Below are 26138 nucleotides of genomic sequence, written 5' to 3'. Positions count from 1 at the left end.
CCCCCGACCCCCGCGATGCGCGACAAATCGCCGTCGGTCGGTCATCTCGCCCCACCTTTCGGGGCCGAGGTGATCGACCTGCGGCGATCCGTGCTTGATCGATCCGGCACGTCCCGGCGGTGCGCTACCGTCTTAGCGACCACTCCGCAGCGAAGCCGGTGCGAGCCCGGCGCTGTCCCGCAACTGTGATGCCCCGCCCTGACGGCGGGGACGAGCCAGGTCGCCTGCGGATGGGTCGCGACACGCGCTCTCGAGGAAGGGCGCCTCGTGGGCGGGCGTACGAAAGTCCCTGTCGGCGAAGCACCACACTCCTCGACCGACAGGAGGCCCCATGTCCAGACGTACCCCCCGGCTCTTCGCCGCGACCCTCGCGGTCGCCGCACTCGCCCTCGGCGCGTGCGCGGAGAAGACCGCCGACGAGCCGGCCGCCGGCGGCAGCTCCGCGACGGTCACCTACCCGGTGACGGTCGGCTCCCTGACCCTCGACAAGCGCCCCGAGAAGATCGTCTCGCTCTCGCCCACCGCCACCGAGATGCTCTTCGCCATCGGTGCGGGCCCGCAGGTGAGCGCGGTCGACGACCAGTCCAACTACCCGGCCGACGCGCCCAAGAGCGACCTGTCCGGCTTCCAGCCGAACGCCGAGGCGATCGCCGCGAAGAGCCCCGACCTGGTGGTGCTCGCCAACGACACCAACAAGATCGTCGACCAGCTCGGCAAGCTGAAGATTCCGGTCTACCTCACGCCCGCGGCGATCACCCTGGACGACTCGTACCGGCAGCTCACCGAGTTGGGCACGCTGACCGGGCACGCCGACCAGGCGACCGACGTCACCAGCCGGATGAAGGACGACATCGCCAAGCTGGTCAAGGACCTGCCGCAGCGCGCCGAGAAGCTCACCTACTACCACGAGCTGGGCCCGGAGCTGTACAGCGTGACCAGCAAGACCTTCATGGGCTCGCTCTACAGCCAGGTCGGTCTGACCAACATCGCGGACCCGGCCGACGCGGACGGCAAGAGCGGTGGCTACCCCCAGCTGTCCCAGGAGTTCATCGTCAAGGCCAACCCGGACTTCGTCTTCCTGGCCGACTCCAAGTGCTGCCAGCAGAACGCCGACTCGGTCAAGGCGCGCAGCGGCTGGGCCGGGTTGAACGCGGTGAAGAACAACCAGGTGGTCGCGCTGGACGACGACATCGCCTCGCGCTGGGGTCCGCGGGTCGTGGACCTGCTCCGGGTGATCATCGACGCGGTCGCCAAGGTGCCCGCGTGACCGTCGTCCGTCGGTGAGCGCGAGGAGTGAGCCGGCTTCGCGAGCAACGGAAGAAGGCTCGGTGACCGGGACGTCGCTGGTGGCCGCCCCGGCGCCACCCACCCGGCCGGCCGCGACGCCACCCGCGTCGCGGCCCGCCGGGCTGCGCAGGCGCTGGCTCGTCGCCGGCGTTTTCGCGGTGCTCCTCGCGCTGATCGCCGGGGTGTCGCTCGGCCCGATCAGCCTGCCGCCGGGCAGCGTCGCCGCCGAGCTGCTCAACCTGATACCCGGGGTGCACCTGGAGAGCGGGCTGACGGAGCGGGAGATCGCCATCGTCACCGAGCTGCGGCTTCCCCGGGTGGTGCTGGGCCTGCTCGTCGGCGGCCTGCTCGCCCTGGCCGGCGGCTGCTACCAGGGCGTGTTCCGCAACCCGTTGGCCGACCCGTACCTGCTCGGCGTGGCCGCCGGCGCCGGGCTCGCGGTCACCGCGGTGATCGCCCTCGGCGGCGTCGGCCGGCAGGGCGCGATCACCGGGCTGCCGATGACCATCCCGTTGGCCGCGTTCGCCGGCTCGCTGCTCGCCGTGACGATGACCTACCTGCTCGGTGGCGCCGGCGGGCGGAGCCGGTCACCGGCGATGCTGATCCTGGCCGGGGTGGCGGTCTCCGCTTTCCTCTCCGCCGGCCAGACGTACCTGCTGCAACGGCACTCCGACAGCATCCAGCCGGTCTACTCCTGGCTGCTCGGCCGGCTGGCCACCGCCGGCTGGCACGACGTGCTGCTGGTGCTGCCGTACGCCGCGCTGACCACCGTGGTGGTGCTGCTGCACCGCCGCGAGCTGGACGTCCTCGCGGTCGGCGACGACGAGGCGAAGAGCCTCGGGCTGCACCCGCAGCGCTCCCGCTACCTGCTGATCGCGGCCGCCTCGCTGGGCACCGCCGCGGCGGTCTCCGCGACCGGCCTGATCGGCTTCGTCGGCATCATCGTGCCGCACACCGTCCGGCTGCTCGCCGGGGCGAGCTATCGGGTGATCCTGCCGCTGTCGATGCTCTTCGGCGCGGCCTTCCTGGCGCTGACCGACGTGGTGGCCCGCACCGCCGCCGCGCCGGCCGAGATTCCGATCGGGGTGGTCACCGCCCTGCTCGGCGGCCCGTTCTTCGTGCTCGTGCTGCGTACCGCCCGGCGGGTGCTCACGTGACCCCCGAACCCGCCGCCGGCCCGGCCGGCGCGCCGGCGGTCGAGGTGCGGGGGCTGCACGTCAGCCTGGACCGCGCACCGATCCTCACCGGCGTCGACCTCACCGTCGCCGCCGGCGAGTGGGTCACCGTGATCGGTCCGAACGGCGCCGGCAAGTCGACCCTGCTGCGCGCCGTCGGCGGCTTGCTGCCCGCGCCGGGGGCGATCTCCCTGTTCGGTACGCCGAGCGCCGAGCTGCGCCGCCGCGACCGGGCCCGGGTGGTGGCCACGGTGGCCCAGTCCCCGGTGGTGCCGCCCGGCATGTCGGTGCTCGACTACGTGCTGCTCGGCCGCACCCCCTACATCCCGCCGCTGGGCCGGGAGTCCGCCGCGGACGTGGCCGCCGTGCACGACGTGCTCGACCGGTTGGACCTCACCGGCTTCCACCGCCGGGAGCTGGCCACCCTCTCGGGCGGCGAACGCCAGCGGGTGTTCCTCGCCCGGGCGCTGGCTCAAGGCGCGACGCTGCTGCTGCTCGACGAGCCGACCAGCGCGCTGGACATCGGCCACCAGCAGGAGGTGCTGGAGCTGGTCGACCAGTTGCGCCGGGAGCACGGCCTCACCGTGCTCGCCACCATGCACGACCTGTCCCTGGCCGGCGAGTACGCCGACCGGATGGTGCTGCTCGCCGACGGCCGGGTGGTGGCTGTCGGGAGCCCGCAGGAGGTGCTGACCGAGCACCTGCTCGCCACCCACTACCGGGCCAGCGTCCGGGTCGTCCCCGGCACCCACGGACCCCTCGTCGTCCCCGTGCGCCGCCGCTGAGCCGGGCGGTCAGTCCCCGTCCGGGCCGAGGTCGATGACGGAGAAGAGGGCCCCCTGGGGGTCGCGCAGGGCGGCGAACCGGCCCGCCGGGTTGTCCCGGGGCGGCACCAGTATGGTCCCGCCGAGTTCGGCGGCCCGGGCGGCGGCGGCGTCCGCGTCGGCCACCGCGAAGTACACCGTCCAGTACGCCGGCAGGTCGGCCGGGAAGTCGTCGGCGAACGGCGGCATCATGCCGGCGACGATCTGCGTCCCGAGCCGCCACCCGGTGTACGTCATCCCACCGACCATCTGGTCGTCCGGCTGCCAGCCGAACACCAGCTCGTAGAAGACCTTCGCGCCCTCCGGGTCCGGGGTGACCAGTTCCGTCCAGCTCAGCGCGCCCGGCACGTTGAACACCTCGGCCCCGGGCATCGCCAGCGGTTGCCAGACGCTGAACGTGGCGCCGGCCGGATCGGCGAAGACCGCCATCCGGCCCCGGTCGAAGACCTCGAACGGCGGCACCACGACCTGCCCGCCGGCCCGCTCGACCCGGCCGGCGACCAGTTCCGCGTCGTCGGTGGCGAGGTACGTCGACCAGATCGGCACCTGGTCCGGGATCGCCGGCGGCCCGGCCCCGGCCACGGCCCGCCCGTCGAGCAGGAAGACGGTGTAGCCACCCGCCTCGGGCTCCGGCGTCACCCGGCCGGTCCACCCGAACAGCTCCGGATAGAAACGCCGCGCGTCGGTCAGGTCCGGGGTGGCCAGGTCGGCCCAGCAGGGCGTACCCGGCGGGACGGTGCTCACGTCAAGACCCCTCTCGGCCCGGCGGCCACGACGGCCCCCTGCCGGAATCCTGGCACCGTCCCGCTGCGGCCCGGGGCGGAAACGGACGAATCGTCAGCTGAACCGGCGACCCTCGTCCCGCCGGTACGCCCAGCCCGCGAGCGCTGCGAGCAGCACCACCCAGACGCCGAGCATGATCACTGACAGCGGCTCGATGCGGTAGTCACCCACCGCCGACCACATCAGTTCGGCAGCCCCCCGGGTGGGCAGGAACGGCGCGATCGTCTCGATGAAGCCGGGCGCCTCGCCCGGAGCGGAGAGCAGACCGCCGCCGAACGCGAGCGGCAGGAAGACCACCTGCGCGACCACGATCGCCGCCTTGCTCGGCAGCGAGTAGCCGATGGCGAGCCCCATCAGCGTGAACGGCACCGAGATGACGGCCACCGTGCCGGCGGTCAGCAGGAACGCCGCCGGGGTGATCCGGGCCGCGGTCAGCGTCGCGCCGATCACCACGACCGGGATCAGCGAGAGGTACGTCAGCGCCAGGCCGGCCAGCACGCGGCCGGCGAAGCGGGGTGCCGGCCCGGCCGGCAGGGTCCGGGTGTACGGATTCCACGGCTGGTCGCGGTCCTCGGCGACACCGACGCCGTACTGGAAGATGTTGGCGCTCATCACCGAGAAGGTGACCATCGACGCGGTGGCGAAGGTGGCGCCGGCCGGATCGTCGCCGGCGAACGGCACCACGAAGAAGATCATCGCGGCGGCCGGGAAGAAGGCGCTGCCGAAGACGGCCACCGGGATCCGGATGATCTCCAGGAGCTGGTAGCGGGCGTGGACCAGGGCGAGCTGCACGGTCGCCTCCTCAGGCGGTGGTCGGTCGGCCGCCGGCAGCGGCGGTGGAGGGCTGGTCCCCGGTGGTGGGCTGGCCCCCGATGGTGGGCCGGCTTGCGGCGGTGGGCTGGCTTGCGGCCGTGGGCTCGCTGCTGTTGGTGATGGCGAGGAACGCCTCCTCCAGCGAGGTGGGCCGGACCTCCAGGTCGGTGAAGGCGGTCCCGGCGGTGACCAGCGACCGGACCAGCTGGTCGGCGTCGGTGGTGAGCAGGTGCAATCGCCCGTCGATCCGTTCGGTGCGGACCACGCCGGGCAGCTCGGGCAGGTCGGCGGCGACCAGGCTGACCCGGCGTACGCCGACGATGCCGCGCACCGCGTCCACCGTGTCGTCGGCGAGCACCCGACCCTGCCCGATCACCACGACCCGGCGGGCCAGCGCCTCCACCTCCTCCAGGTAGTGGCTGCTCAACAGCACGGTCCCGCCGTCGTCGTGGAACGCCCGGATGGCGTCCCAGAGGGTGTGCCGCGCGGCCACGTCCAGACCGGTGGTCGGCTCGTCGAGCAGCACCAGCCGGGGCCGGCCGACGAACGCCAGCGCCACCGCCAGCCGGCGGCGCTGCCCGCCGGAGAGGCCGCCGGTCTGCCGCCGGGCGAGGTCGCCCAGGCCGAAGCGGTCGAGCAGTTCTCCCCGGGGCACCGGGTCCGGGTAGTGCGCGGAGACGAAGTCGACGACCTCACCGACGCGCAGCGTGCCCGGCAGGCCGGTCTCCTGCGGGGTGACCCCGATCTGTCGGCGGGACGCCGGGTCGCGGGGATCGCCGCCGAACAGCTCGACCCGTCCCGAGCTGGGGCGACGCAGACCGACCAGCAGGTTCATCAGGGTGCTCTTGCCGGCGCCGTTCGGGCCGAGCAGGCCGACCAGCTCACCGGCCCGGACTTCCACATCGACGCGGTCGAGGGCGAGGACGTCGCCGTACCGGCGGCTGGCCTGGTCGGCGCGGGCGAGGATCATGACTGCTCCTTCGTCGGGGTGGGGTCGAGCAGGGTGCGAATGGCCTCGGTGTACTCCTCGAACGCAAGCCGGCCCCGCCGGCTGAGCCGGATCAGGGTGGCCGGGGTGCGTCCACGGTGTGTCTTGCTGACCTCGACGTAGCCGGCGTCCTCGAGCTTGCGCAGGTGCACGGAGAGGTTGCCGGCGGTCATCGCGAGCAGCTCCTGCAACCGGGGGAACGCGATCATGTCGCCGTCGCCGAGGGCGGAGAGGCTGGCGACCACCCGTAGCCGGGCCTGCGCGTGGATCACCGGATCCAACTCGGTCACGGCTGGTGCCGCTCTCGCTGCCGCCGTCGGGCGAGTGCGCCGGCGACCAGGATCCCGCCGCTGCCGGCCACCGCCACGACCAGCGCGTGCCAACCCGGCCCGGCGATCGTGCCCACCAGGTTGATCACGCTGATCCAGACGCCCAGCCCGAACAGGGGCCGGTCCAGCCAGATCGCCGCGCCGGCCATCTGCAGCGCGCCGATCAGCCCGGCGGCGGTCGCCGACCAGAGCAGCGCCGCCAGGTCGTGGGGCAGGTGCTCGCTGATCCGACCCAGGCCCGCGTAGACGCTCACGGATCCCAGGCCCCAGGCGCACCCGTACCAGCGCCCACGCCGAGCAGAGTCACCGGTCACCTGGTCGTGGGCCCGCTCCCTGGCCGCTGCCTGGACCGCGGCGGCCGCCAGCAGCAGAGCGAAGAGGACGGTCAGCGGCAGCCAGCTCGGCAGCCGGAGCAGCTCTCGCTCGCCGGGGGAGAACCGGAGGAAGAACAGCCCGAAGCCGACCAGCCAGGCGACTCCCCACGGCCAGTAGAGCAGACGGGCATCGGGATCGAGTCGACGTGCGGTCGCCCCTCGCTGCTTACGGATCAGCTGGAGTGCGGTCGCGGCGTCGGCGGGAGGCGGATCGTCGTCGGGGTGCACACAGAGAACTTTAAACCACAAAGTCGAAGTGGTGTGACCCCCGACGCCGCCGCCCGGGTCCGTGCCCTGGTGGGCGAGGATTCGGAGCGGCGGGCCGGGGCCGGCGCGGGCTGATCGGCGACGCGCCCGGCGGGCCGACCGGCCACCGGCCACCGGCCACCGACCACCGACCACCGACCACCCGGACCGATACTGAGCCGATGGCGGACATCAGCTACCAGGAACGGCTGACCCAGCTCGTCGAGCCGGGGGAACAGGTGCTCGCCGTCGCGAAGACGGAGATCGCCCACGGCGCCCTGCCGCCCGATCCACCCGACGCCGAGCGTCCGCAGGCCTCCGGGGCCGGTGCCGGCATCGGCGGCGTCCTGCTCAACCTGATCTCGCCGTTGATCTCGTTCCCGGCGGCGGACCGGATCGTCGACCGCCTCACCCACGGCGTGGCCGGTCGCGGAGCCCCGGGCTCGCTCGCCTCGACGCTGCAACACTCGCGGCGACCGGTGCCTCCGGCAATCACCCTCGACGACACGGTCCTCGCCGTCACCGACCGACGGTTGCTGGTGTGCGCATCCGGGCCGGTGAAGCTCTGGTCGAGCCGCGCCGACGACGAGCGCGCGGTGGCCGGTACCCGGGTCGTCTGGTCGGCGCCCCGGGCCGCCGTGGCGGACGCCCGGGTGGGTTGGCACCGGCTCAACCCGAAGCGACTCCGGGTGGAGTTCACCGACGGCTCGTGGCTGGCGTTCACGGTGCCGATCGCCGAGCCCGGCAAGCCGCTGCGTGCGATCGCCTCAGCCCTCTCCGGCCGCTGACCAGTTCAGAAGCGGCGCGGGCAGCGGCTCGTGGTGCACCACCGCGAGCCGGGACACCGCGCGGGTGAGCACCACGTACAGCCGGTGCAGCCCCCGTGGCTCGGCCGCGACGATCGCGGCCGGCTCGACCACCACCACGTGGTCGTACTCCAGGCCCTTGACCAGCGTCGCGGGCACCACGGTGACCCGCTCCGCGTCGGCCACGTCGTCGGCGCTCGCGGTCGGGACACCGGCGGCGGCCAGCGCCGCGCGCAGCCCGTCGACCGCGTCGTCCGCGGCGATCACACCGACCGAGCCGTCGTGCGCGAGCGCCGCCCGCACCTCGGCCACCGTCGCGGCGGTCAGGTCCGTCACGGTACGCACGTCCAAGCCGCCGTCGCGGCGCAGCGACTCCGCCGGGGGTACGTTCACCGCGAGCGCCGGCAGCAGCCGGTTGGCGAACGCGACCACCGCGGCGGGCACCCGGAAGCCGACCGTCAGCGGCACCACCACCGCGTCCGGCTTGCCCAGGTGGGCCAGCGACTCCTTCCAGTCGGTCGCCGCCCACGGCGCGGTGCCCTGCGCGAGGTCACCGAGGAGCGTGACCGAGCCGTGCTCGCTGCGCCGGGCGATGGCCCGGCACTGCATCGGCGACAGGTCCTGCGCCTCGTCCACCACCACGTGCCCGAACCCGGATGGCCGTTCCAGCAGCCCCGTCGCCTCATCGATCAGCACCGCGTCGGCGGCGGTCCAGCGGGTCGCCTTCGGCGTACGGGCCGGCTTCGCCCAGGTCAGCAGCGCCTGCTCGGTGTCGCTGAGCAACCCGTCCGCCGCGGCGGCGAGCCGCGCCGGGTCCGCCAGCAGCCCGTGTACCAGCCCCTCGGGGGTGAGCGCCGGCCAGACCGCGTCCAGGAAGTCGATCACCGGCCGGCATCGGCCCATCCGGCGCAGCCAGGCGTCGCTGGGCGACTCCGCCCGCCGCGCCTCGGCCTGCCGTTGCAGCAGGCTCACCACCCGCGCCCGGACCCGCTCCCGGCCGGTGCCGTACGGCAGCCCCTCCCGGCGGGTCTCCTCGACGATCCGGTGCAACGGCTCCAGCCCGATCCGCCACCGGAACGAGCCGTCCGACACGGTGATCGAGTCGGTCGGCGAGCCGATCTGTGCCTGCACCGCGCGGTGCAGCACGCTGGCCATCCGTACGTCGTGCTTGAGCGCCGCGACCGCCGGCGAGTCGACCGCCCGGACCGGCACCCGCGAGATCAACTCCTCCACGGTCGCCTGCTCGACCTCAACCTCACCCAGTGCCGGCAACACCGCCGCGATGTACGACAGGAACGCCCGGTTCGGCCCGACGATCAGCACACCCGCCCGTCGCAACCGCTCCCGGTGCAGGTAGAGCAGGTACGCGGCCCGGTGCAGGCCGACGGCCGTCTTCCCGGTGCCCGGCGCGCCCTGCACGCAGATCGAGTCGGCCAGGTCGGCCCGGACCAGCTCGTCCTGCTCCGGCTGGATGGTGGCGACGATGTCCCGCATCGGCCCGACGCGCGGCCGCTCGATTTCCGCGGTGAGGATCCGGCTGGTCGTGCCCAGCTCCTCGCCCCGGTCGAGTCGCTCGTCCTCGAAGCTGGTCAGCACCCCGTTGCTGAACCCGAACCGCCGCCGGACCGCCACCCCCTGCGGATCCCGCGCGCTGGCCCGGTAGAACGACCGCGAGACCGGCGCCCGCCAGTCCAGCACCAACGGCTCGCCCAGCTCGTCACTGACATGCCGCCGCCCGACGTGGTACCGCCGACCCTCATGATCACCGACGCTGCTGGTCGGGTTCGCGCTGGTCGTGCTCGCGCTGGTCGTGCTCGCGCTGGTTGTTCTGGTGGCGGCGGTTGTGACGGTGGTGGCGGTTGTGGCCGTCGTGCTGGTGGCGTCGGTAGTGCCGGTGGCGTCGGTGGTGCCGGTCGTGCCGGTCGTGCTGGTGGTGCCGGTCGTGCCGGTTGTGCCGGTCGTGCTGGTGGTGCCGGTGGTGCCGGTCGTGCCGGTCGTGCTGGTGGTGCCGGTCGTGCCGGTCGTGCCGGCCGTGCTGGTGGTGCCGGTCGTGCCGGTCGTGCCGGCCGTGCTGGTGGTGCCGGTCGTGCCGGTCGTGCCGGTCGTGCCGGTGGCGTCGGTCGTGCCCGACCCGGCGCTCGCGCTCGCGTCCGAGGCGGCCTCGCCGACTCCACTGACCGTGCTCCCGGAGAAGTCGAGGCGGCCGAAGAAGAGCGGTGTGGTCGGGTCGTCGGCCAGTTCGGCCACCCGACGGGACAGCGTGCGGCCGAGCGTCTCCGCGGCGTAGGCGTCGCCGGCCACCTGGTCTCCGGTGGCGAAGAGGGCCTCGGCCCGCTCCCGCATCCGCCGTAGCGCCTCCCGCGAGGTGGCCAGGTGTGCGCGCTCGGCGGCCAGATCCGTGTCGAGGTGAGTGTCGAGGTCGAGTGCGGGCATGCTGACGTCCCATCGTTCACATCTGCTGCGCGCTCGCGTGTCCGGGGGCGGATGGCCGGCCGCCCGGCGCGGGGACGTCCGTTCCGGTGCAGCTCACCTCGGCCGTCAAGCGGCCTGCAACCCTACGCTCCCACGCCCGGTCCTTCCACCGAATTACCGACGCGACCACCCGACAGAGACGGCGTGGCGGCACGACCGGCGTGGCCGGGGACGCAGCGACGGCGTGTCGGAGGTGCGGCGCGGTAGGTGCGGCGCTGTGCCGTGGGACCGGACGTTGTGGCGCTGACGGCCCGGCATCAAGGTGTGGCGCGACGTCGAGGGTGTGGCGCGACGTCAAGGTGTGTGCGCGGGATCAAGGGTGTGGCGCGGCGGGAGTGGAGGTTCTCGCGGGCCTTCGGCATAGCGTCGCGCTGGACCCTTCTGGCGGTGGGGCGCGGCGCTGTGGCGCGGTGGGAGTGGCGGTTCGCGCGGGCCTGAAGGCACGGCGTCGTGCCGGATCCTTTTGGCGATGGGCGCCGCGCTGTGGCGAGGGGGTGGCACGGCGGGAGCGGCGGTTCGCGCGGGCGTAGAGGCGCGGCCTCGTGCCGGACCCTTCTCGCGATGGGGCGCTGTGGCGAGGGGGTGGTGCAGCGAGGGGGTGGTGCAGCGGGAGCGGCGATGCGCGGGCACGCAGGCACGGCATCGTGCCGGACCCTTCCGGCAATGGTGCGCGGCGCTGCGGCGCCGGGCCGGACGTGTGGCCCCGGCGGCGTGGCGCGCAGGGCCGTGGCGGCGCTGTGCTCGATCCGTGCGAGCACGGCTCAGGATGCTTCCTCGCCGTCAGCAGCGCCGGTGGTAGAGGTTGCGGCGCGGCGTACGGTCTGGGTCGAGCCAGCGGGGCGGGAGAAAGTCGGGCTGGCCGTCGGCCGAGATGCGGACCGTCCAGTCGCCTTGATGTATGAGCCGGTGATGGTGGCCGCACAGCAGAACGGCATTGCCCAGCGCGGTCGCGCCGCCGTCGGCCCAGTGCCGGACGTGGTGACCGTCGCACCATCGGGATGGTCGATCGCAGCCGGGGAAGGCGCAGCCGCCGTCCCGCAGCACGAGTGCGCGGCGCAGTGGCCCGGTGAAGAGGCGGCGTTGACGTCCGACGTCCAGGACCTGGTTGTTACCGCCCAGCACGGCCGGCAACACGGCGGCGTCGCAGGCCAGCCGGCGGACCGCGCCCGGCGTGAGCTGCGCCCCGGTCTCCAGGGTGCCCGCTCGCACGCCGTTGACCAGCGCGTCCAGCGACACGGTCACCACGAGCTGCGGTCGGTCCCCGCCGCTGTCCGGCAGGTGACCGGTACGCAATGCCAGCCGACATATCTCGCCGAGCGCGTCCGCCCGGCGCTGGCCGGGGCTGCGGTCGTCGTGTTCACCGGTCGGTGCGGAGAGCGGATCGATCGCCTCGCGCAGCAGGCTCGCGGTTTCGGTGTCGAGGCTGCCGGTGAGGCGTACCTGCCCGTCCTGTTGCTCCGAGAGGGTGACGTGCCGACGGGCCTCGGCGCGCTCGGTGGCCCGTTCCAGGGCCGCCAGCTCGGCCTGGTCGGCCAGGTCCGGTGCGACGTGGGTGAGCACGCGCTCCCCGAGCCGGCGCAGGATCGCCGGGTCGAACCGGTCGGCCCAGCCGATGAGCAGTTGGGTGGCCTTCTCGGCCACCTCCGGCCCCGCCTCAGCGGGGAGGGTGGCGACCGTTTCCGCCACCACCCGACCCTGCTCGACGGTGACGGCACCGGTGAGCATGGCCTCGCGCACCGCGGTCGGCGCGGCGTCGACGGTGGCGGCGAGCTGGACCAACTCGCGGGCAGATCGACCGGAGAGCCTCAGCCGTTCCCGCAGCCAGACGGCGGTGGACGAGGCGCCCCGGGCCACCGCGAGGCCGCGGGCGTCCAGCTCGCGGACCAGCCCGAGCTGCACGGCGGCCAGTCGCTGCGCCACCGTGTGCGTCGCGTCGAGCGACGCGAGCAACTCGTCGTCGGGAAGTGCCCAGATTGAGGTCGCGGCGCAGTCGTCGATGGCATCGTCCGCCTGCGCCAACACCCCCAACATGAATCCACAGTAGAACATATGTACGACACTTTCTGGCCTTGATCGCTGACAGGGCACCCTGATCGCCCTCGATCTCCCCGTGCCGCCGCGATCCGTGTTCCGGTAACCGCGCAGGCCACCGACGGGCTGCGCGGTTACCGACGAGCCGCGCTGGCTGCCGACGGGCCGCGCGGGCCACCGGCGAGCCGCGCGGGCCCACCGGCGAGCCGTGCGCGCCGCCACCGACGAGCCGCTCAGGTCACCGACGGCGCGGGTGCGATCCGGGTGGACCACGGGGGTGATGGCGGCTCGCTTCGCTGGCCGGGATCATGGGGGCATGACCGAGGCCCGCCCCGAGCCGCGCCGGATGACGATCAGTGACCCGCAGGTGATGCGGGCGTTGGCCCATCCGGCCCGGATCGCGATCATGGAATACCTGAGCAGCCGCGATGATGGCGGGACCGCCACCGAGTGCGCGGAGATCGCCGGGCTGTCGCCGAGCGCGACGAGTTACCACCTGCGGGCGCTGGCGAAGTTCGGCCTGATCGAGCAGGCGCCGAGCCGGGGGGACGCGCGCGAGCGGGTGTGGCGCACGTTCAGTTCCAACTGGATGGCCGACGCGGGTCGCGATGCCGGTCCGGACGGGCGTGCGGCCGAGCAGGCGCTGGTGGAGGCGCATGCGGCTCGGGACATGGAACGGGCCCGGGACTGGTCGCGGCGCGCCGGGGAGGAGCCGGCCGAGTGGTACGACGTGGCGCTCTTCAGCGACACCCTGCTGCTGCTCACCCCGGAGGAGATGGCCGGGGTTAACGAGGCGGTCCTGGCGGTGTTGGAGCCGTACCGCCAGCGGAACCGCCGGACCGATCCGCCGGCGGGGGCGCGAGCCGTCTCGGTGCAGTACCACGTGGTGCCGCTGCCGTAGGGCTTGCGCCACATGGTGTGAAGGAATAATTTCGAAGTATGTCCTTCACAGTTGTCGAGTCGCGCTGGCCGGACGTCTGGCTCGCCGCCACCGCGCGGGCCACCACGATCTGCGGCGACTTCCTCGCCGCCACCGCGCTCGCGCTGGCGCTCCAGGGCGCCGGCGCCGGCGGGCTCGCCGTGTCCGGGCTGCTGCTCGCCGCCACCCTGCCCCTGGTGGTGCTGGCCCCGCTCGCCGGCCGACTCGCCGACCGGGTGGACAGCCGCACCCTGCTGGTGACCGTCGGGCTGGCCCAGGCCGCGATCTGTGCGCTGCTCGCCCTCGCCGATCACCCGGTGCTGGTGGTCGGGCTCGTCGCACTGCTCGCCTGCGGGCTCGCGGTGACCCAGCCCTGCCTGGCGGCGCTGTTGCCGGCGATGGTCCGCTCGCGCGACCTGCCGAGGGCGAGCGCGATCAGTCAGACCGCGGTCTCCCTCGGCGCGCTCGGCGGCCCGGTGCTGGCCGGGCTGCTGGTGGGGCAGTTCGGCACCCGCGTACCGCTGCTGCTGGACGCCGCGACCTACCTGGCGCTGGTGGTCGCCGGCCTGCTGCTGCGGACGCGGCGCGGTGGCCGGCGGACCACCGCGGTGGTCACCCCGGCGGACCCACGCGGTACGGCCACCGCCTGGCGGCTGCGCCGCGACCCGCTGATGCTCGTCATGGTGGTGAGCACCGCGGTGGTGATCGCGGCGATCGGCGGCATCAACGTGATCGAGGTCTTCTTCATCCGGGAGACCCTGAACGGTTCACCGACGACCTACGGGCTGGTCAGTGCCGCCTGGATGGCCGGCATGCTGCCCGGTGGCTGGCTGGCCGCCCGGCTCGCGAACCGACTCGGCGACGATGCCGCGCTGATCCGTGGGGTGCTGGTCACCCTGGCCGCTTGCAGCCTGATGGTGCTGCTCGCCGCGATGGTCCCGGGTGCGGGCCTGCTGGTGCCGCTCTGGCTGGTGGCGGGCGCGGCCAACGGCGGCGAAAACGTCTTCGCCAACCTGCTCACCGCTCGCCGGGTGCCGGAGGCGATGCGGGCCCGGGCGTACGCCAGTTACGGCGCGGCGGTGCAGGGCGGCTCGATGGCCGGCTTTCTGGTCGGCGGCGCGCTGCTCACGGCCGTCCCGCCCCGGCCACTGATCGCCGGCGCCGGCGTCGCGGGGATCCTGGTGGTGCTGATCTTCGTCCCGGTTGTCGCCCGGGCCGTACGCCGGCCGTCACCCGGTGACCCGGGTGTACGACAGCTGCGGCCCGCCGGCGCGGATGCGGGCTTGGCCACTCCGGACGGGCCCGCCGAGCCGAAGCCGGAAGCCGGCGATACGGTCGGGTCATGGCTGAGCGCATCGCACGTCCCCGGGTCGGGCACATCCAGTTCCTGAACTGTCTGCCGATCTACTGGGGCCTGATGCGGTCCGGTGCCCTGCTCGACGTCGACCTGCACAAGGATTCGCCGGACCGGTTGAACGCCGCGCTGGTCGCCGGTGACCTGGACATCGGCCCGATCTCGCTGCTGGAGTATCTGCGGCACGCCGACGAGTTGCTGCTCCTGCCGGACCTCGCGGTGGGCAGCGACGGGCCGGTGCTCTCGGTCAACGTCGTCTCCACCCGTCCCCTCGCCGAGCTGGACGGCGCACGGGTGGCGCTCGGCTCGACCTCGCGGACCGGGGTGCTGCTGGCTCAGCTGCTGCTCGCCGAGCGGTACAACGTGCGGCCCGACTACTTCCGCTGCCCGCCGGACCTGACCCAGATGCTGCTGGAGGCCGACGCCGGGGTGCTGATCGGTGACGTGGCACTGCGGGCGCTCTACGAGGCGCCGCAACGTGGCCTCACCGTCACCGACCTCGGGCAGGCGTGGCGCGAGTGGACCGGACTGCCGATGGTCTTCGCCGTCTGGGCTGTCCGCCGTGACTTCGCCGCCGCCCACCCGGGTCTGGTCAAGGAGGTGCACGAGGCGTTCCTGCGCTCGCGTGACCTCTGCCTGAACGAGCTCGACCAGGTGGCCGAGGCGGCGGCGCGGTGGGAGACGTTCGACGCCGCGACGCTGGCCACGTACTTCCGGACCCTGGACTTCTCGCTCGGCGACCGGCAGATCGCCGGGCTGCGCGAGTGGGCCCGCCGGGCCGCCGCGATCGGCGAGGCGCCCGCGCTGCCGGACGGTGGCCCGGAGTTCTTCGCCGGCTGAGCCGCCGAGCGGGTTGAGTCAGCCCGCCCGGCGCGGCGGTGGGGCGTGGGTCAGACGCCGGGGCGGAGCAGCGCCTCGGTGATCTTCTCGCAGTTCTTCATGCCGTAGTCGTAGCCCATGTTGATCGGGTACTTGACCATCACGCCCATCGTCCAGGTGTCGCCGATGGCCAGGCAGTTGATGTGCATCTCCTGCTCCCTGGTCCGGTCGATCCACCCGTTCTTGATGGCGATCTGCTTCTGCTGGGCGGCCGGGAACGCCTTGCGGATGCCGAAGTCACCGGCGCCGCGCACCAGCTTCATCTCGTTGAGCAGCCACTTGGTCCACTTCGGTCCGGCGGCGGTGCCGTCGGCGATGCAGTTGCCCAGCCGGGCGGTGTCCCGGGGGGAGAGCGCCGTCCGGCTCCAGCCACCGTCGGGGGCGACGCCGCTGTCGGTCAGCTTGCACATGGAGAGCAGCCGCCGGATCGAGGCGGCGCGGCCGACCGAGTTGTAGAACTGCTCGGCCCGCGTGTTGTCGCTGTCCCGGATGATCCGCGTCGCGTCGGAGAGCTTCGCGTCGCTCGGGGTGTCGCCGGCGTCGGCCGTGCGCCGCAGGTAGTCGGCGACGATCCACGACTTGATCATGGAGGCGGTCGTGCTGGTCTCGTCCATGTTCTTGGAGCCGATGATCTTCCCGGTGCGGCGGTCGAGCACGCTCCAGGAGTACCAGCCCTCGATGTCGAGCTTGAGGTCCTTGGCCTGGAACGGCAGCGGCTCCAGGGAGGGGGTGGGGCTCGGTGTCGGCGCCGGCTGGCGGGCGCTGCGGTCGGTGGGCGTACCGGTGGACCGGCCGTTCGTCGCGCTGCCGGGGTCGCCCCAGCGTGCGGCGGCACTGGACTCGAACGGCGACCCGGGCAGCAGTCGCAGCGACACCAGGACCAGCCCGATCAGGATGACCGCGACCGCGACCAGCCGCAGCGGGGACGCCTCGCCGCTGCCGCGTCGGTCGGCACGACGGTTGCCGGCCATCAGAGCTTCCCGACCGGCTGCTGCGGCACCTTCAGCGCGGCGCCGGGCTGCGGGGTGACCAGCTGGGTGGCCACGCTGGCGCAGACCTGCGCGCCGTAGTCCAGCCCGTACTTGGTCGGGTAGCGCAGCATCACCGCGAGGCTCCACTTGGCGTTGACCGCGAGGCAGTTGACGTGCCAGTTGCCGTCGTAGTTGAGCTGGGTCCAACCGTTCTTGATGCTGACCGGACCCTGACTGGTGATCGACTTCGGCAGGCCGTTGATGATCCCCCAGCGCCCGCCCCCGGACTCGCGCTTCTGGTCCTTCGTCGCGGTGGTGCCTCGAACCTTGCTCATCTGATCCAGCACCCACTTGGTCCACTTCTGGCCGGCGGCCTTGCCGTCGGCGATGCAGTCGCCGAGCCGGACCGCGTCGCGGGGGGACATCCGGGTGAAGCTCCAGTAGCCGGTGTAGGGCTCGACGTTGCCGCGCTTGGTGTCGGTCAGCCCGCAGATCGTGATCGCCCGCTGGATCACCGCGTCGGGTTTGCTGCTCTTCGACGCCTTGTACGAGCCGCCCGCGGCGGCGTGGACCTTGTTGGCCGCGCCGTCGTTGCTGTCGATGATCGCCAGCCGGGCCGCCTCCTTCAACCCCGCGCTCGGCTCCTTGTCGCCCAGTTGGCGCAGGTAGTCGGACACGATCCAGGCCTTGATCATCGACTCGGTGGAGCTGGTCGCCGTCATGTTCGACGACCCGGAGATCTTGCCGGTCTTCCGGTCCAGCAACGCCCACGAGAAGAACTCGCCCTTGAAGGCCACCGACACCGGGCCGGCGGCCAGCGTGGGCGGAGGCGGTGGGGTGGGCGAGGGCGCGGCGACGCTCTCGGCGCCGCCACCGCCGCCTGCGCTGCCGTCGTCGCCGGCGAGCCGGGCGTACGCGGCGGGGACCAGCAGAACGCCACCGAGCAGGACCGCCACGACGGCGAACACCATGATCACGCGGGATCGCATGAGTTGGGTGAGCTCCAGATGTCAGGGCCGGGGGGACCGGCTTGTTGTCCGGGGCGACCGGTGCGATCGCCGAGGCCGGGGGAGATGGCCTCTGTGGAGACGGCGATTCTGGGCAGCCGATCGTGTGACCGGCAGAAGTCTACGTCCGGACCGCCCGACCGCCAGAGCCCGACACCTGGCAATGCGCGATAAAGGTGGGATGTCGCGCCGGTATGCGGCTTCTAGGAGGTTTCATCTTTGCTCAGTGAGCCAAGTCATAGCCGACACGGTCGCCCTGCGTGAGACGGAAGCGCCCAGCGGTGACCGAAGGTGACTCGGGTTTCCTGTTACACCCCCTGGTGCATCAGGGCGCAAGCTGTAACACTTGTCCTCATGTATGGCAATGACTTCTCCGCCCCGGACGACGCAACCGGCGGCGGCCTGCTCGGCGAGGTCGAGGCAGCCGAGGCGGAGCTACGCGCCGCAGCCGCGCGGCAACGGCGCGGCGGACCCGCGCCGGACGAGGACCTGGCGGCGTACTTCTCCGCGGTGGTCGACGCGGAGCAGAAGATCGAGCCCCGCGACTGGATGCCGGACGCGTACCGCAAGACGCTGATCCGGCAGATCGCCCAGCACGCCCACTCCGAGATCATCGGCATGCAGCCGGAGGGCAACTGGATCAGTCGGGCGCCCTCACTCAAGCGCAAGGCGATCCTGCTGGCCAAGGTGCAGGACGAGGCGGGCCACGGCCTCTACCTCTACGCCGCCGCCGAGACCCTCGGCATCAGCCGGGACGAGCTGGTCCGGCTGCTGCTCGACGGGCGGCAGAAGTACAGCTCGATCTTCAACTACCCCACGCTGACCTGGGCCGACATGGGCGCGATCGGCTGGCTCGTGGACGGCGCGGCGATCGTCAACCAGGTGCCCCTGTGCCGCTGCTCCTACGGCCCGTACGCGCGGGCGATGATCCGGGTCTGCAAGGAGGAGTCGTTCCACCAGCGCCAGGGCTACGAGATCCTGCACACCCTGTCGCACGGCACCCCGGAGCAGCAGGCGATGGCCCAGGACGCGGTGGACCGCTGGTGGTACCCGTCGCTGGCCATGTTCGGCCCGCCGGACGGCAACTCCACGCACTCCGCGCAGTCGATAGCCTGGAAGATCAAGCGCTTCTCCAACGACGATCTGCGCCAGCGCTTCGTGGACATGTGCGTCCAGCAGGCGGAGATTCTGGGGCTGCGCATCCCCGACGAGGACCTGCGCTGGAACGAGGAGCGGCAGGCGTACGACTACACCCAGCCGGACTACGACGAGCTGATGCGGGTCATCTCCGGCGACGGGCCGTGCAACCGGGAGCGCATCGCGCGCCGCCGGGCCGCGCACGCCGAGGGCGCATGGGTACGCGAAGCCGCCGCGGCGTACGCCGCCAAGCGGGCTGGGCAGAAGGAGAAGGTGGCGGCGTGACCGAGCGAACGAGCATGGAGCAGACCCCCCTGTGGGAGGTCTTCGTGCGGGCCCGGCGCGGGCTGTCGCACACCCACGTCGGCAGCCTGCACGCCCCCGACGCCGAACTGGCCCTGCGTAACGCCCGGGACCTCTACACCCGACGGCAGGAGGGCGTGTCGATCTGGGTGGTGCCGGCCGGCGCGATCACCGCGTCCAGCCCGGACGAGAAGGACGCCTTCTTCGACCCGGCCGCCGACAAGGTCTACCGCCACCCCACCTTCTACGAGGTCCCGGACGGGGTGGCCCACCTGTGAGCGAGCGGAGCGAGCGAACCAGCCAGCTCAGCGGCGCCGCCGCCGAGCGGAGCGAGGTGGTGGCGTGAACGGCCCCTTCGATTTCACCCTCGCCCTCGGCGACGACGCGTTGATCGCCGCGCAACGGCTGGCCGAGTGGACCACTCGCGCGCCGGAGATGGAAGAGGACATCGCGCTGGCCAACATCGCCCTCGACCAGCTCGGCGCCGCCCGCCTGCTGCTGTCGTACGCGGGCGAGCTGGAGGGCGCCGGCCGGGACGAGGACGCGCTGGCGTACCTGCGCGACGACCGCCAGTTCCGCAACGTGCTCCTGGTCGAGCTGCCGAACGGCGACTTCGCGGTGACCATGGCGAAGTTGTTCTTCCTCGCGGCGTACCAACTGCCGCTGTACACGGCGCTGGCCGGGTGCCGGGACGAGCGGCTCGCCGCGATCGGCGCCAAGGCGCGCAAGGAGTCGGCGTACCACCTGGACCACGGCGCGTTGTGGGTGAAGCGGCTCGGCGACGGCACCGAGGAGTCGCACCGCCGGATGCAGGCGGCCGTCGACCAGGTCTGGCCGTACACCCACGAGCTGTTCGCCGCCGATCCGGCCGCGCCGGTCGACCCGGCCACCCTGCGGTCGGCGTTCGACGAGACCGTCGACGCGGTGCTGGCGGAGGCGACGCTCACCCGGCCGGAGAGTCGGTGGGCGCCGGCCGGCGGGCGGACGGGCGTGCACACCGAGCACCTGGCGTACCTGCTCGCCGAGATGCAGGTGCTGCACCGCGCCCACCCCGGAGCGAAGTGGTGAGCGCGAGGAGTGCAGCGCAGCGGAGCCCCGCAGTCGCGAACGACGGCGGCACGGTGAGCGCGAGGAGTGCAGCGCAGCGGAGCCCCGCAGTCGCGAACGACGGCGGCACGGTGACGGATCCGAGGACGGCTGCGGCGAGCGTGGTGGATCCAGAGATCCGGGTGATCACCATCGATGAGTTGGGCATCCTGCGCGCGGTCGAGAAGGATCCGGCCAGCGGGCGGGTCACCGTCACCATCACCCCGACGTACACCGGCTGCCCGGCGATGGACGTGATCCGCGCCGACATCCGCCGGGCCCTGGCGGTCGCCGGTCACCCGGACGCCGAGGTGCGCACGGTCTACAGCCCACCGTGGAGCACCGACTGGATCTCCGACAGCGGGCGGGCGAAGCTCGCCGCCGCCGGGATCGCCCCACCGGCCCCGGTGCCCGCCGCCGGCGTGGTGCCGCTGACCCTCGCGGTCCGCTGCCCGCACTGCGGCTCGCCGGAGACCGAGCAGGTCAGCCGGTTCGGCTCGACCGCGTGCAAGGCGCTGTGGCGCTGCCGTTCCTGCTCCGAACCCTTCGACCACCTGAAGGCGCTGTGACAGTCACCATCTCCCGGCCGGTGCGTCGCCGGCCGGTCTTCCACCCGCTGGCGGTCGCCGCCGTCGACCGGCTCACCGACGATGCCGTGGCGGTCACCTTCGCCGTACCCGACGAGTTGCGGGAGACGTTCGCGTTCCGCGCGGGTCAGCACCTCACCGTGCGACGGGTGACCGAGGACGGCACGGACGTGCGCCGCTCGTACTCCATCTGCTCCACACCGGACGACCTGGCCCGGCACGGCCGGCTGCGGATCGGGGTGCGGGAGATTCCCGGCGGCGCGTTCTCGGCGTTCGCCTGCGGCGCGCTGCGCGGCGGCGACACGGTCGAGGTGCTGCCGCCGTTGGGCACCTTCACCACGGCCTTCGCGCCGGACCGGGCGCGGCACTACGGCGCGGTCGTCGCCGGTTCCGGCATCACCCCGGTGCTCGCGCTGGTCGCGAACGCCCTGGCCGTCGAGCCGGCCAGCACCTTCACCCTGGTGTACGGCAACCGCACGGCGAACACGGTGATGTTCGCCGAGGAGTTGGCGGACCTGAAGGACCGGTATCCCACCCGTCTGCACCTGGTGCACGTGCTGTCCCGGGAGCAGGGCGAGTCGCCGCTGCTCTCCGGTCGGATCGACGCCGAGCGGCTCGGCCGTCTGCTGGACACGATCGTGCCGGGCGAGGCCATCGAGGAGTGGTTCCTCTGCGGCCCGTACGGCATGGTGGTCGACGTCCGGGCCGTGCTGACCGAGCGGGGGCTGCCCGAGTCGGCGGTGCGCACCGAGCTGTTCCACGTCGACGCGCCGCCGGAGCCGGTACGCCGCCCTTCCGATCAGGCGGGCGTCGGTGCCGAGGTCACCATCGTGCTGGACGGCCGGTCGTCGAATTTCACGATGGGTCGCGAGGAGCGGGTGCTGGACGCCGCGCTGAAGGTCCGCGGCGAGTTGCCGTACGCCTGCAAGGGCGGTGTGTGCTCGACCTGCAAGGCGAAGGTCGTCGACGGCGCGGTCACGATGGCGCGCAACTACGCGCTGGAGCCCGACGAGCTGGCCGCCGGCTACGTCCTGACCTGCCAGTCGAGCCCGACCACGGACAAGCTCACGGTCGACTACGACGCGTGAGACCGCCGAACGACCGGGAGTTCGTCGAACGGTTCGCCGAGGTCACCGGGGGAAGGCGTCCGACCGGCTACGTGGAGCGGTGGGAGCAGGTCGTCGAGCTCTGCGAGGAGGGCTACGACGACAACCTCGACGAGTACTGGTTCGACCTCGGCGTCCGGCACGGCATCGAGAGGGTGCTGACCGACGAGCGGTTGCACGGCTTTCCGCAGCTGGGCTGGTTCCGGGAACAGGTCCGCGAGCTGGACGAGCGGTTCCGGGCGGTGCTCTCCGAGCAGCGGATGCCGGCGCGCCGCGAGCTGCCGTGGTGGGAGGCGTACGTGCCGGCGTGGGCGGGGCCGGTGCTCGCGGCGGAGCTGTGGAGCAGCTACGGCGTACGGGTCGAGGTACGCGAGAGCTGACCGGCGGCGGCTGTGGGACGTGCCGCACCTCGCCGGGGCCACCCGGTCGAGCCGGGCGAGGCGACGTAGGCTCGGGGCGTGACGGTGAGCCGGGAGATCGACGACATCCTGCAGCGTGGCGCGGACGGCGGGCGGATCACGCCCGAGGAGGCCCTGCTGCTCTACACCGAGGCGCCCTTCCACGCGTTGGGCGAGGCGGCGGACGCGGTGCGCCGGCGGCGCTACCCGGACAACGTCGTCACCTACCTGATCGACCGCAACATCAACTACACGAACGTCTGCGTGACGGCGTGCAAGTTCTGCGCCTTCTACCGCGCGCCGAAGCACGGCGAGGGGTGGACGCACCCGACCGAGGAGATCCTGCGCCGCTGCGGCGAGGCCGTCGAGCTGGGCGCGACCCAGGTGATGCTCCAGGGCGGGCACCACCCGGACTACGGCGTGGAGTACTACGAGGAGCTGTTCGCCTCGGTCAAGCAGGCGTACCCGCAGCTGGTCATCCACTCCATCGGGCCGAGCGAGATCCTGCACATGGCGAAGGTCTCCGGCGTGAGCCTGGACGAGGCCATCGCCCGGATCAAGGCCGCCGGCCTGGACTCGATCGCCGGCGCCGGCGCCGAGATGCTGCCCGAGCGGCCGCGCAGGGCCATCGCGCCGCTCAAGGAGTCGGGTGAGCGCTGGCTGGAGGTCATGGAGCTGGCGCACCGGCAGGGCATCGAGTCGACCGCCACCATGATGATGGGCACCGGCGAGACGCACGCGGAGCGGATCGAGCACCTGCGCATGATCCGCGACGTGCAGGACCGCACCGGGGGCTTCCGGTCCTTCATTCCGTGGACGTACCAGCCGGAGAACAACCACCTCAAGGGCCGCACCCAGGCGACCACGCTGGAATACCTGCGACTGGTCGCGGTGGCCCGGCTCTTCTTCGAGACCGTGCCGCACCTCCAGGCGTCCTGGCTGACCACCGGCAAGGACGTCGGGCAGCTCGCGCTGCACATGGGCGTGGACGACCTCGGCTCGATCATGCTGGAGGAGAACGTCATCTCCTCGGCCGGCGCGCGGCACCGCTCCAACCTGCACGAGCTGATCGGCATGATCCGCTCCGCGGACCGGATCCCCGCCCAGCGGGACACGCTCTACAACCGGCTCGCCGTGCACCACACCCCGGCCGACGACCCGACCGACGACCGGGTGGTCTCGCACTTCTCCTCGATCGCGCTGCCCGGCGGCGGCGCCGGCCGGTCCCTGCCGCTGGTCGAGGTCAACTGACCCTGGTCGAAGCCCGGCCGTTCGGCTGACCGGGGCTCATGCTCCCGCCCGGCCGTCCCGGCGATCGGGTCGTCCCTGCCCTTCAGGGGTGGTGGAGATGATCGTGCGCGGCTAGCGTGCCGCCTCATACCCTTCGCCAGCCGCTCCGGGGTCCACACCGCCGACCGTCGTCACCGTCGGGGGCGTGGATCGGTGGAATCGGCACGACCGTGCTGGTGGCGGATGGTCTGATGGTGCGGTCGCGCGACGGCGCGAGACAGTCCTCCATCGGCCCGTGCGGGCCGTTCACATAACGCACGGCGGTACGGGCGGGATGGGTGACCATTCCGCCCGTACCGTCTGCTCGCTCCCGGCCGGACGGATGAAAGCGGCCCCGCCCGCTGGCGCCGGAGATCGACCTTCGATAACGTCCGCTCGTTCCGCAACCGTTCTTTCTTCCCTACCCCCGGGGGACTGATGACAGCCTTCCACCGCTCGGCACTGGCCCGCGCCGGCGTCGTGGCCCTGCTCGCGGCCGGTGGCCTGGCCACCGCGGCCGCCCCGGCGCAGGCCGCCGACCAGGCCGATCTGGCCCTGGTGCCGATGAGCTACGAACTCGCCAAGGGCGTCAAGGAAGCCAAGGCCAAGCCGTTCAAGTTCCAGGTCGACAACACCCGCAGCACCGTCGATGCCAAGGACGTCCGGGTCACCGTCGAGACCAAGGGTCTGAACCGCAAGGTCGGTGTGCTCGCCTGGGACGGTTGCGAGTTCGCCGGCACCACCTTCAGCTGCCTTCTCGGTGACCTGGCCGCCGGCACCACCGAGGACTTCGGCATCCCGCTCTTCTCCACCGGAGGTCGCGGGGAGGCCGGCACGCTGGTGGTCACCATCAGCTCGGCCACCGCCGACCCCAACCTCGACGACAACACCGTCGAGCACGACATCACCGTCGCCAAGCCCGGCTACGACCTGACCACCTGGGTGCAGGACGTCTACGCCGACGTGGTGGTGGACGGCGACACGGCGGGCGAGTCCGGCCGCAAGCCGGTGGCGCTCGGCGCGACCGCGCCGCTGGACTGGGCGGTGTACAACGACGGCAGCCGCAAGGCCACCGGCTTGGCGTACGGGATCACCCTGCCGGCCGGCGTCACCTTCGCCGAGCTGCCGGAGGGCTGCGTGGAGCAGCCGCTGAACGGTCTGGCGAACGCGTACTGCGAGGACTCGGGCGTGGTGTTGAAGCCGGGCCAGTTCTACACCGCCGATGTGCGGGTGAAGATCGGCGCGGACGTGACCCAGCCGGTGCTCCGGCCCGGTTTCCTCTTCGCCGCCGGCCTGGACGCCGCTCGGGGCACCCCTGAGGATCAGCCGCAGGTGGCGACCAGCACGCAGCGCCGGACGTTCACCGAGACCGACGACGGCGACAACAGCGCACAGTTCGACGTCTTCGTCGACCTGACCGTGCAGCCCACCCCGACCCCGACTCCGACGGCGACGCCCACCGCCACGCCCACGGCCACGCCGACGGCGACGGCCACGCCCACGGGTACGGCCACGCCGACCCCGGGTGGCACGACGACGCCGGGCGCGACCACGTCGCCGGGTACGGGTGGCGGCGGTGGTGACGGCGGCGGGCTGCCGGTCACCGGTGTGCAGGTCGGCCTGATCGGCGGCATCGGCGGCATGATCCTGCTCGCGGGCGGGGCGCTGCTGGTGCTCTCCCGCCGGCGCAAGGTCGTCCTGGTGGCCCCGGGCGACGAGAAGTCGACCGACTGACACACGGCACGACGCGAGGGCGGGGTGGGCGACCACCCCGCCCTTTCGCGTGCCGGGCCCGCGGCACCCAGCGACCACCGGTCGGGACGCGGCTGGCAGAGTGGAGGGGTGAGCCGTACCCCGCAGGGCCAGCGCGCCAGCCTGGACAAGCAGCCGCACGAGGTCGCCGCGATGTTCGACGGCGTGGCGGAGCGATACGACCTGACCAACACGGTGCTCTCCTTCGGCCAGGACCGCTCCTGGCGTCGGTCCACCCGTGCGGCCCTCGGGCTACGGCCCGGCGAGCGGGTGCTGGACGTGGGCGCGGGCACCGGTGTCTCGACCCGGGAGCTGGCCCAGTCCGGGGCGTACGCGGTCGGCGTGGACCTGTCCCTGGGCATGCTGCACGCCGGCAAGCGGGCCCGGCCCGAGGTGCCGTTGCTGGCCGGGGACGCGCTGCGGCTGCCGTTCGCCGACGCGAGCTTCGACGCGGTGACCATCTCCTTCGCGCTGCGCAACGTCAACGACACCGACGCGGCCCTGCGTGAGCTGGCCCGGGTGACCCGGCCCGGCGGACGGCTGGTGGTCTGCGAGTTCAGCACCCCGGTCAACCCGGCCTTCCGGACGGTCTACCTGTCGTACCTGATGCGGTCCCTGCCGGTCGTGGCCCGCTCGGTGTCCAGCAACCCCGACGCGTACGTCTACCTCGCCGAGTCGATCCGGGCCTGGCCGAACCAGGCCGCGCTGGCCGGTCGGGTCGCCGCGGCCGGCTGGGGACGGGTGGCGTGGCGCAATCTGACCGGCGGCGTGGTCGCCCTGCACCGGGGAATCCGCGAGTAGCCCTGGCCCCCACCGCCGACACCGACAATAGTCAGGTTTCGTGAATATCGGTCTTTAGTCCACTTTGCGCCGTACGCTCGTCCGCATGACCCGAGCAGAGCGGGCGGACCCGGTGGCCGCCACCGACGACGACGCGGCCGAACTCATCGCGCAGCTGCGCGCGCTGGCGGGCGCCGATCCGGCGGAGGTCCGGCAGGTCGTCGCCGAGGTGTTGGCCGCGCTGGACCGGGCGGCCGGCGGCGCGCTCCGCGAGCACCTGCCGGAGACCATCCGCGTCGATGCGGGCCTGGACGCGCCCAGCCCGGCCTGACACCTGCCTGCTGTGGACGGTCGTTGACTGTCACATCTGCGAGTTAGGTACCCCTGATCCTGGGCAGGTATGACGCCGGTCATACACTCGTCCCGTCTGGCTTGTGAAGCATTTCACGAGCGTGCGGGAGG

General features: G+C 72.6%; 26 protein-coding genes and 1 riboswitch. Of the genes, 17 read left to right on the top strand and 9 right to left on the bottom strand.

Translation table 11 applies throughout. The annotated features are described in order from the left end of the window. Positions 1-154 precede the first annotated feature (154 nt). Positions 155-220, top strand: a riboswitch (cobalamin riboswitch). A 111-nt stretch (positions 221-331) separates the two neighbouring features. The 3 genes from EAD98_RS19525 to EAD98_RS19515 all read left to right on the top strand — a co-directional run bounded on the left by EAD98_RS19525 (position 332) and on the right by EAD98_RS19515 (position 3247). Beyond that, a complete protein-coding gene (locus EAD98_RS19525; RefSeq protein ID WP_121655486.1) occupies positions 332-1267 on the top strand; it encodes an ABC transporter substrate-binding protein in 936 nt (311 codons plus the stop codon). Positions 1268-1346: 79 nt separating this feature from the next. Further along, complete coding sequence (locus EAD98_RS19520; RefSeq protein WP_121655490.1) at positions 1347-2444, top strand: iron ABC transporter permease; 1098 nt, start codon at positions 1347-1349, stop codon at positions 2442-2444. A 44-nt stretch (positions 2445-2488) separates the two neighbouring features. Beyond that, complete coding sequence (locus EAD98_RS19515; RefSeq protein ID WP_121655489.1) at positions 2489-3247, top strand: ABC transporter ATP-binding protein; 759 nt, start codon at positions 2489-2491, stop codon at positions 3245-3247. Positions 3248-3256: 9 nt separating this feature from the next. On the opposite strand, the gene EAD98_RS19510 is transcribed toward EAD98_RS19515, so the two are convergent. The 5 genes from EAD98_RS19510 to EAD98_RS19490 form a co-directional block, all read right to left on the bottom strand. After that, positions 3257-4030 (bottom strand): VOC family protein, encoded by a 774-nt coding sequence (locus EAD98_RS19510; protein ID WP_121655485.1) that lies wholly within the window; start codon positions 4028-4030, stop codon positions 3257-3259. Between the two features lie 93 nt (positions 4031-4123). Next, positions 4124-4861, bottom strand: coding sequence for an ABC transporter permease (locus EAD98_RS19505; RefSeq protein ID WP_121655484.1), 738 nt, complete (start codon positions 4859-4861; stop codon positions 4124-4126). A 10-nt stretch (positions 4862-4871) separates the two neighbouring features. Continuing rightward, positions 4872-5852 carry an ABC transporter ATP-binding protein gene (locus tag EAD98_RS19500; protein WP_233583891.1) on the bottom strand — a complete coding sequence of 327 codons (981 nt, stop codon included), beginning with the start codon at positions 5850-5852 and terminating at the stop codon, positions 4872-4874. After that, positions 5849-6160 (bottom strand): transcriptional regulator, encoded by a 312-nt coding sequence (locus tag EAD98_RS19495; RefSeq protein WP_121655483.1) that lies wholly within the window; start codon positions 6158-6160, stop codon positions 5849-5851. The genes EAD98_RS19500 and EAD98_RS19495 overlap by 4 nt, the downstream gene beginning before the upstream one ends. Next, the gene (locus tag EAD98_RS19490; RefSeq protein WP_121655482.1) at positions 6157-6801 is read right to left on the bottom strand and encodes a transporter; all 645 of its coding nucleotides are present in this window, start codon (positions 6799-6801) and stop codon (positions 6157-6159) included. Before EAD98_RS19490 ends, EAD98_RS19495 begins: the two co-directional genes overlap by 4 nt. A gap of 200 nt (positions 6802-7001) precedes the next feature. Between EAD98_RS19490 and EAD98_RS19485 the strand changes: the two genes are divergently transcribed. Beyond that, entirely contained in the window at positions 7002-7607 is a 606-nt protein-coding gene (locus EAD98_RS19485) for a hypothetical protein (protein ID WP_121655481.1), read from the top strand. On the opposite strand, the gene EAD98_RS19480 is transcribed toward EAD98_RS19485, so the two are convergent. After that, on the bottom strand, positions 7587-10058 hold the full coding sequence (locus tag EAD98_RS19480; protein WP_233583890.1) for an AAA family ATPase: 2472 nt from the start codon (positions 10056-10058) through the stop codon (positions 7587-7589). The genes EAD98_RS19485 and EAD98_RS19480 overlap by 21 nt on opposite strands. Positions 10059-10877: 819 nt before the next feature. Further along, positions 10878-12128: an HNH endonuclease signature motif containing protein gene (locus tag EAD98_RS19465; protein WP_121655487.1), complete on the bottom strand. Its 1251-nt coding sequence runs from the start codon at positions 12126-12128 to the stop codon at positions 10878-10880. A 316-nt stretch (positions 12129-12444) separates the two neighbouring features. Between EAD98_RS19465 and EAD98_RS19460 the strand changes: the two genes are divergently transcribed. Genes EAD98_RS19460 through EAD98_RS19450 form a run of 3 tightly spaced genes read left to right on the top strand, consistent with a single transcriptional unit; the run spans position 12445 to position 15241 of the window. Beyond that, entirely contained in the window at positions 12445-13029 is a 585-nt protein-coding gene (locus EAD98_RS19460) for a helix-turn-helix transcriptional regulator (RefSeq protein ID WP_121655480.1), read from the top strand. 38 nt (positions 13030-13067) lie between these two features. Further along, positions 13068-14438: an MFS transporter gene (locus EAD98_RS19455; protein ID WP_121655479.1), complete on the top strand. Its 1371-nt coding sequence runs from the start codon at positions 13068-13070 to the stop codon at positions 14436-14438. Then, the gene (locus tag EAD98_RS19450; protein ID WP_121655478.1) at positions 14390-15241 is read left to right on the top strand and encodes a menaquinone biosynthetic enzyme MqnA/MqnD family protein; all 852 of its coding nucleotides are present in this window, start codon (positions 14390-14392) and stop codon (positions 15239-15241) included. Before EAD98_RS19455 ends, EAD98_RS19450 begins: the two co-directional genes overlap by 49 nt. Positions 15242-15291: 50 nt before the next feature. Here the strand turns inward: EAD98_RS19450 and EAD98_RS19445 are convergent, their stop codons facing one another. Both EAD98_RS19445 and EAD98_RS19440 read right to left on the bottom strand, forming a co-directional pair. Continuing rightward, complete coding sequence (locus tag EAD98_RS19445; protein WP_121655477.1) at positions 15292-16251, bottom strand: hypothetical protein; 960 nt, start codon at positions 16249-16251, stop codon at positions 15292-15294. After that, entirely contained in the window at positions 16251-17240 is a 990-nt protein-coding gene (locus EAD98_RS19440) for a hypothetical protein (protein WP_121655476.1), read from the bottom strand. Before EAD98_RS19440 ends, EAD98_RS19445 begins: the two co-directional genes overlap by 1 nt. A 372-nt stretch (positions 17241-17612) precedes the next feature. Here EAD98_RS19440 and paaA point away from each other — a divergent pair, with 372 nt between their 5' ends. The 10 genes from paaA to EAD98_RS19390 all read left to right on the top strand — a co-directional run bounded on the left by paaA (position 17613) and on the right by EAD98_RS19390 (position 26007). Beyond that, entirely contained in the window at positions 17613-18680 is a 1068-nt protein-coding gene (gene paaA / locus EAD98_RS19435; RefSeq protein WP_121655475.1) for a 1,2-phenylacetyl-CoA epoxidase subunit PaaA, read from the top strand. A gap of 14 nt (positions 18681-18694) precedes the next feature. Continuing rightward, on the top strand, positions 18695-18976 hold the full coding sequence (gene paaB, locus EAD98_RS19430) for a 1,2-phenylacetyl-CoA epoxidase subunit PaaB (RefSeq protein ID WP_121655474.1): 282 nt from the start codon (positions 18695-18697) through the stop codon (positions 18974-18976). 64 nt (positions 18977-19040) lie between these two features. After that, complete coding sequence (paaC, locus tag EAD98_RS19425; protein ID WP_121655473.1) at positions 19041-19766, top strand: 1,2-phenylacetyl-CoA epoxidase subunit PaaC; 726 nt, start codon at positions 19041-19043, stop codon at positions 19764-19766. 110 nt (positions 19767-19876) lie between these two features. Continuing rightward, entirely contained in the window at positions 19877-20353 is a 477-nt protein-coding gene (paaD, locus tag EAD98_RS19420) for a 1,2-phenylacetyl-CoA epoxidase subunit PaaD (RefSeq protein WP_121655472.1), read from the top strand. Then, positions 20350-21459, top strand: a complete 1110-nt coding sequence (paaE, locus tag EAD98_RS19415) for a 1,2-phenylacetyl-CoA epoxidase subunit PaaE (protein ID WP_121655471.1) — start codon at positions 20350-20352, stop codon at positions 21457-21459. Before paaD ends, paaE begins: the two co-directional genes overlap by 4 nt. Next, on the top strand, positions 21456-21857 hold the full coding sequence (locus EAD98_RS19410) for a hypothetical protein (protein WP_121655470.1): 402 nt from the start codon (positions 21456-21458) through the stop codon (positions 21855-21857). The genes paaE and EAD98_RS19410 overlap by 4 nt, the downstream gene beginning before the upstream one ends. Positions 21858-21935: 78 nt before the next feature. After that, on the top strand, positions 21936-23126 hold the full coding sequence (gene mqnC, locus EAD98_RS19405) for a cyclic dehypoxanthinyl futalosine synthase (RefSeq protein ID WP_121655469.1): 1191 nt from the start codon (positions 21936-21938) through the stop codon (positions 23124-23126). Between the two features lie 456 nt (positions 23127-23582). After that, positions 23583-24878 (top strand): LPXTG cell wall anchor domain-containing protein, encoded by a 1296-nt coding sequence (locus EAD98_RS19400; RefSeq protein ID WP_121655468.1) that lies wholly within the window; start codon positions 23583-23585, stop codon positions 24876-24878. A 108-nt stretch (positions 24879-24986) separates the two neighbouring features. Beyond that, positions 24987-25697, top strand: a complete 711-nt coding sequence (locus tag EAD98_RS19395) for a demethylmenaquinone methyltransferase (protein ID WP_121655467.1) — start codon at positions 24987-24989, stop codon at positions 25695-25697. Positions 25698-25782: 85 nt separating this feature from the next. Beyond that, positions 25783-26007, top strand: a complete 225-nt coding sequence (locus EAD98_RS19390; protein ID WP_121655466.1) for a hypothetical protein — start codon at positions 25783-25785, stop codon at positions 26005-26007. The last annotated feature ends 131 nt before the right edge of the window (positions 26008-26138 follow it).

The organism is Micromonospora sp. CV4, assembly GCF_003667455.1.
Lineage (GTDB): Bacteria > Actinomycetota > Actinomycetes > Mycobacteriales > Micromonosporaceae > Micromonospora.
Note: the sequence above shows the minus strand (reverse complement) of the source record. Positions and strands in the feature narration are given on the sequence as shown.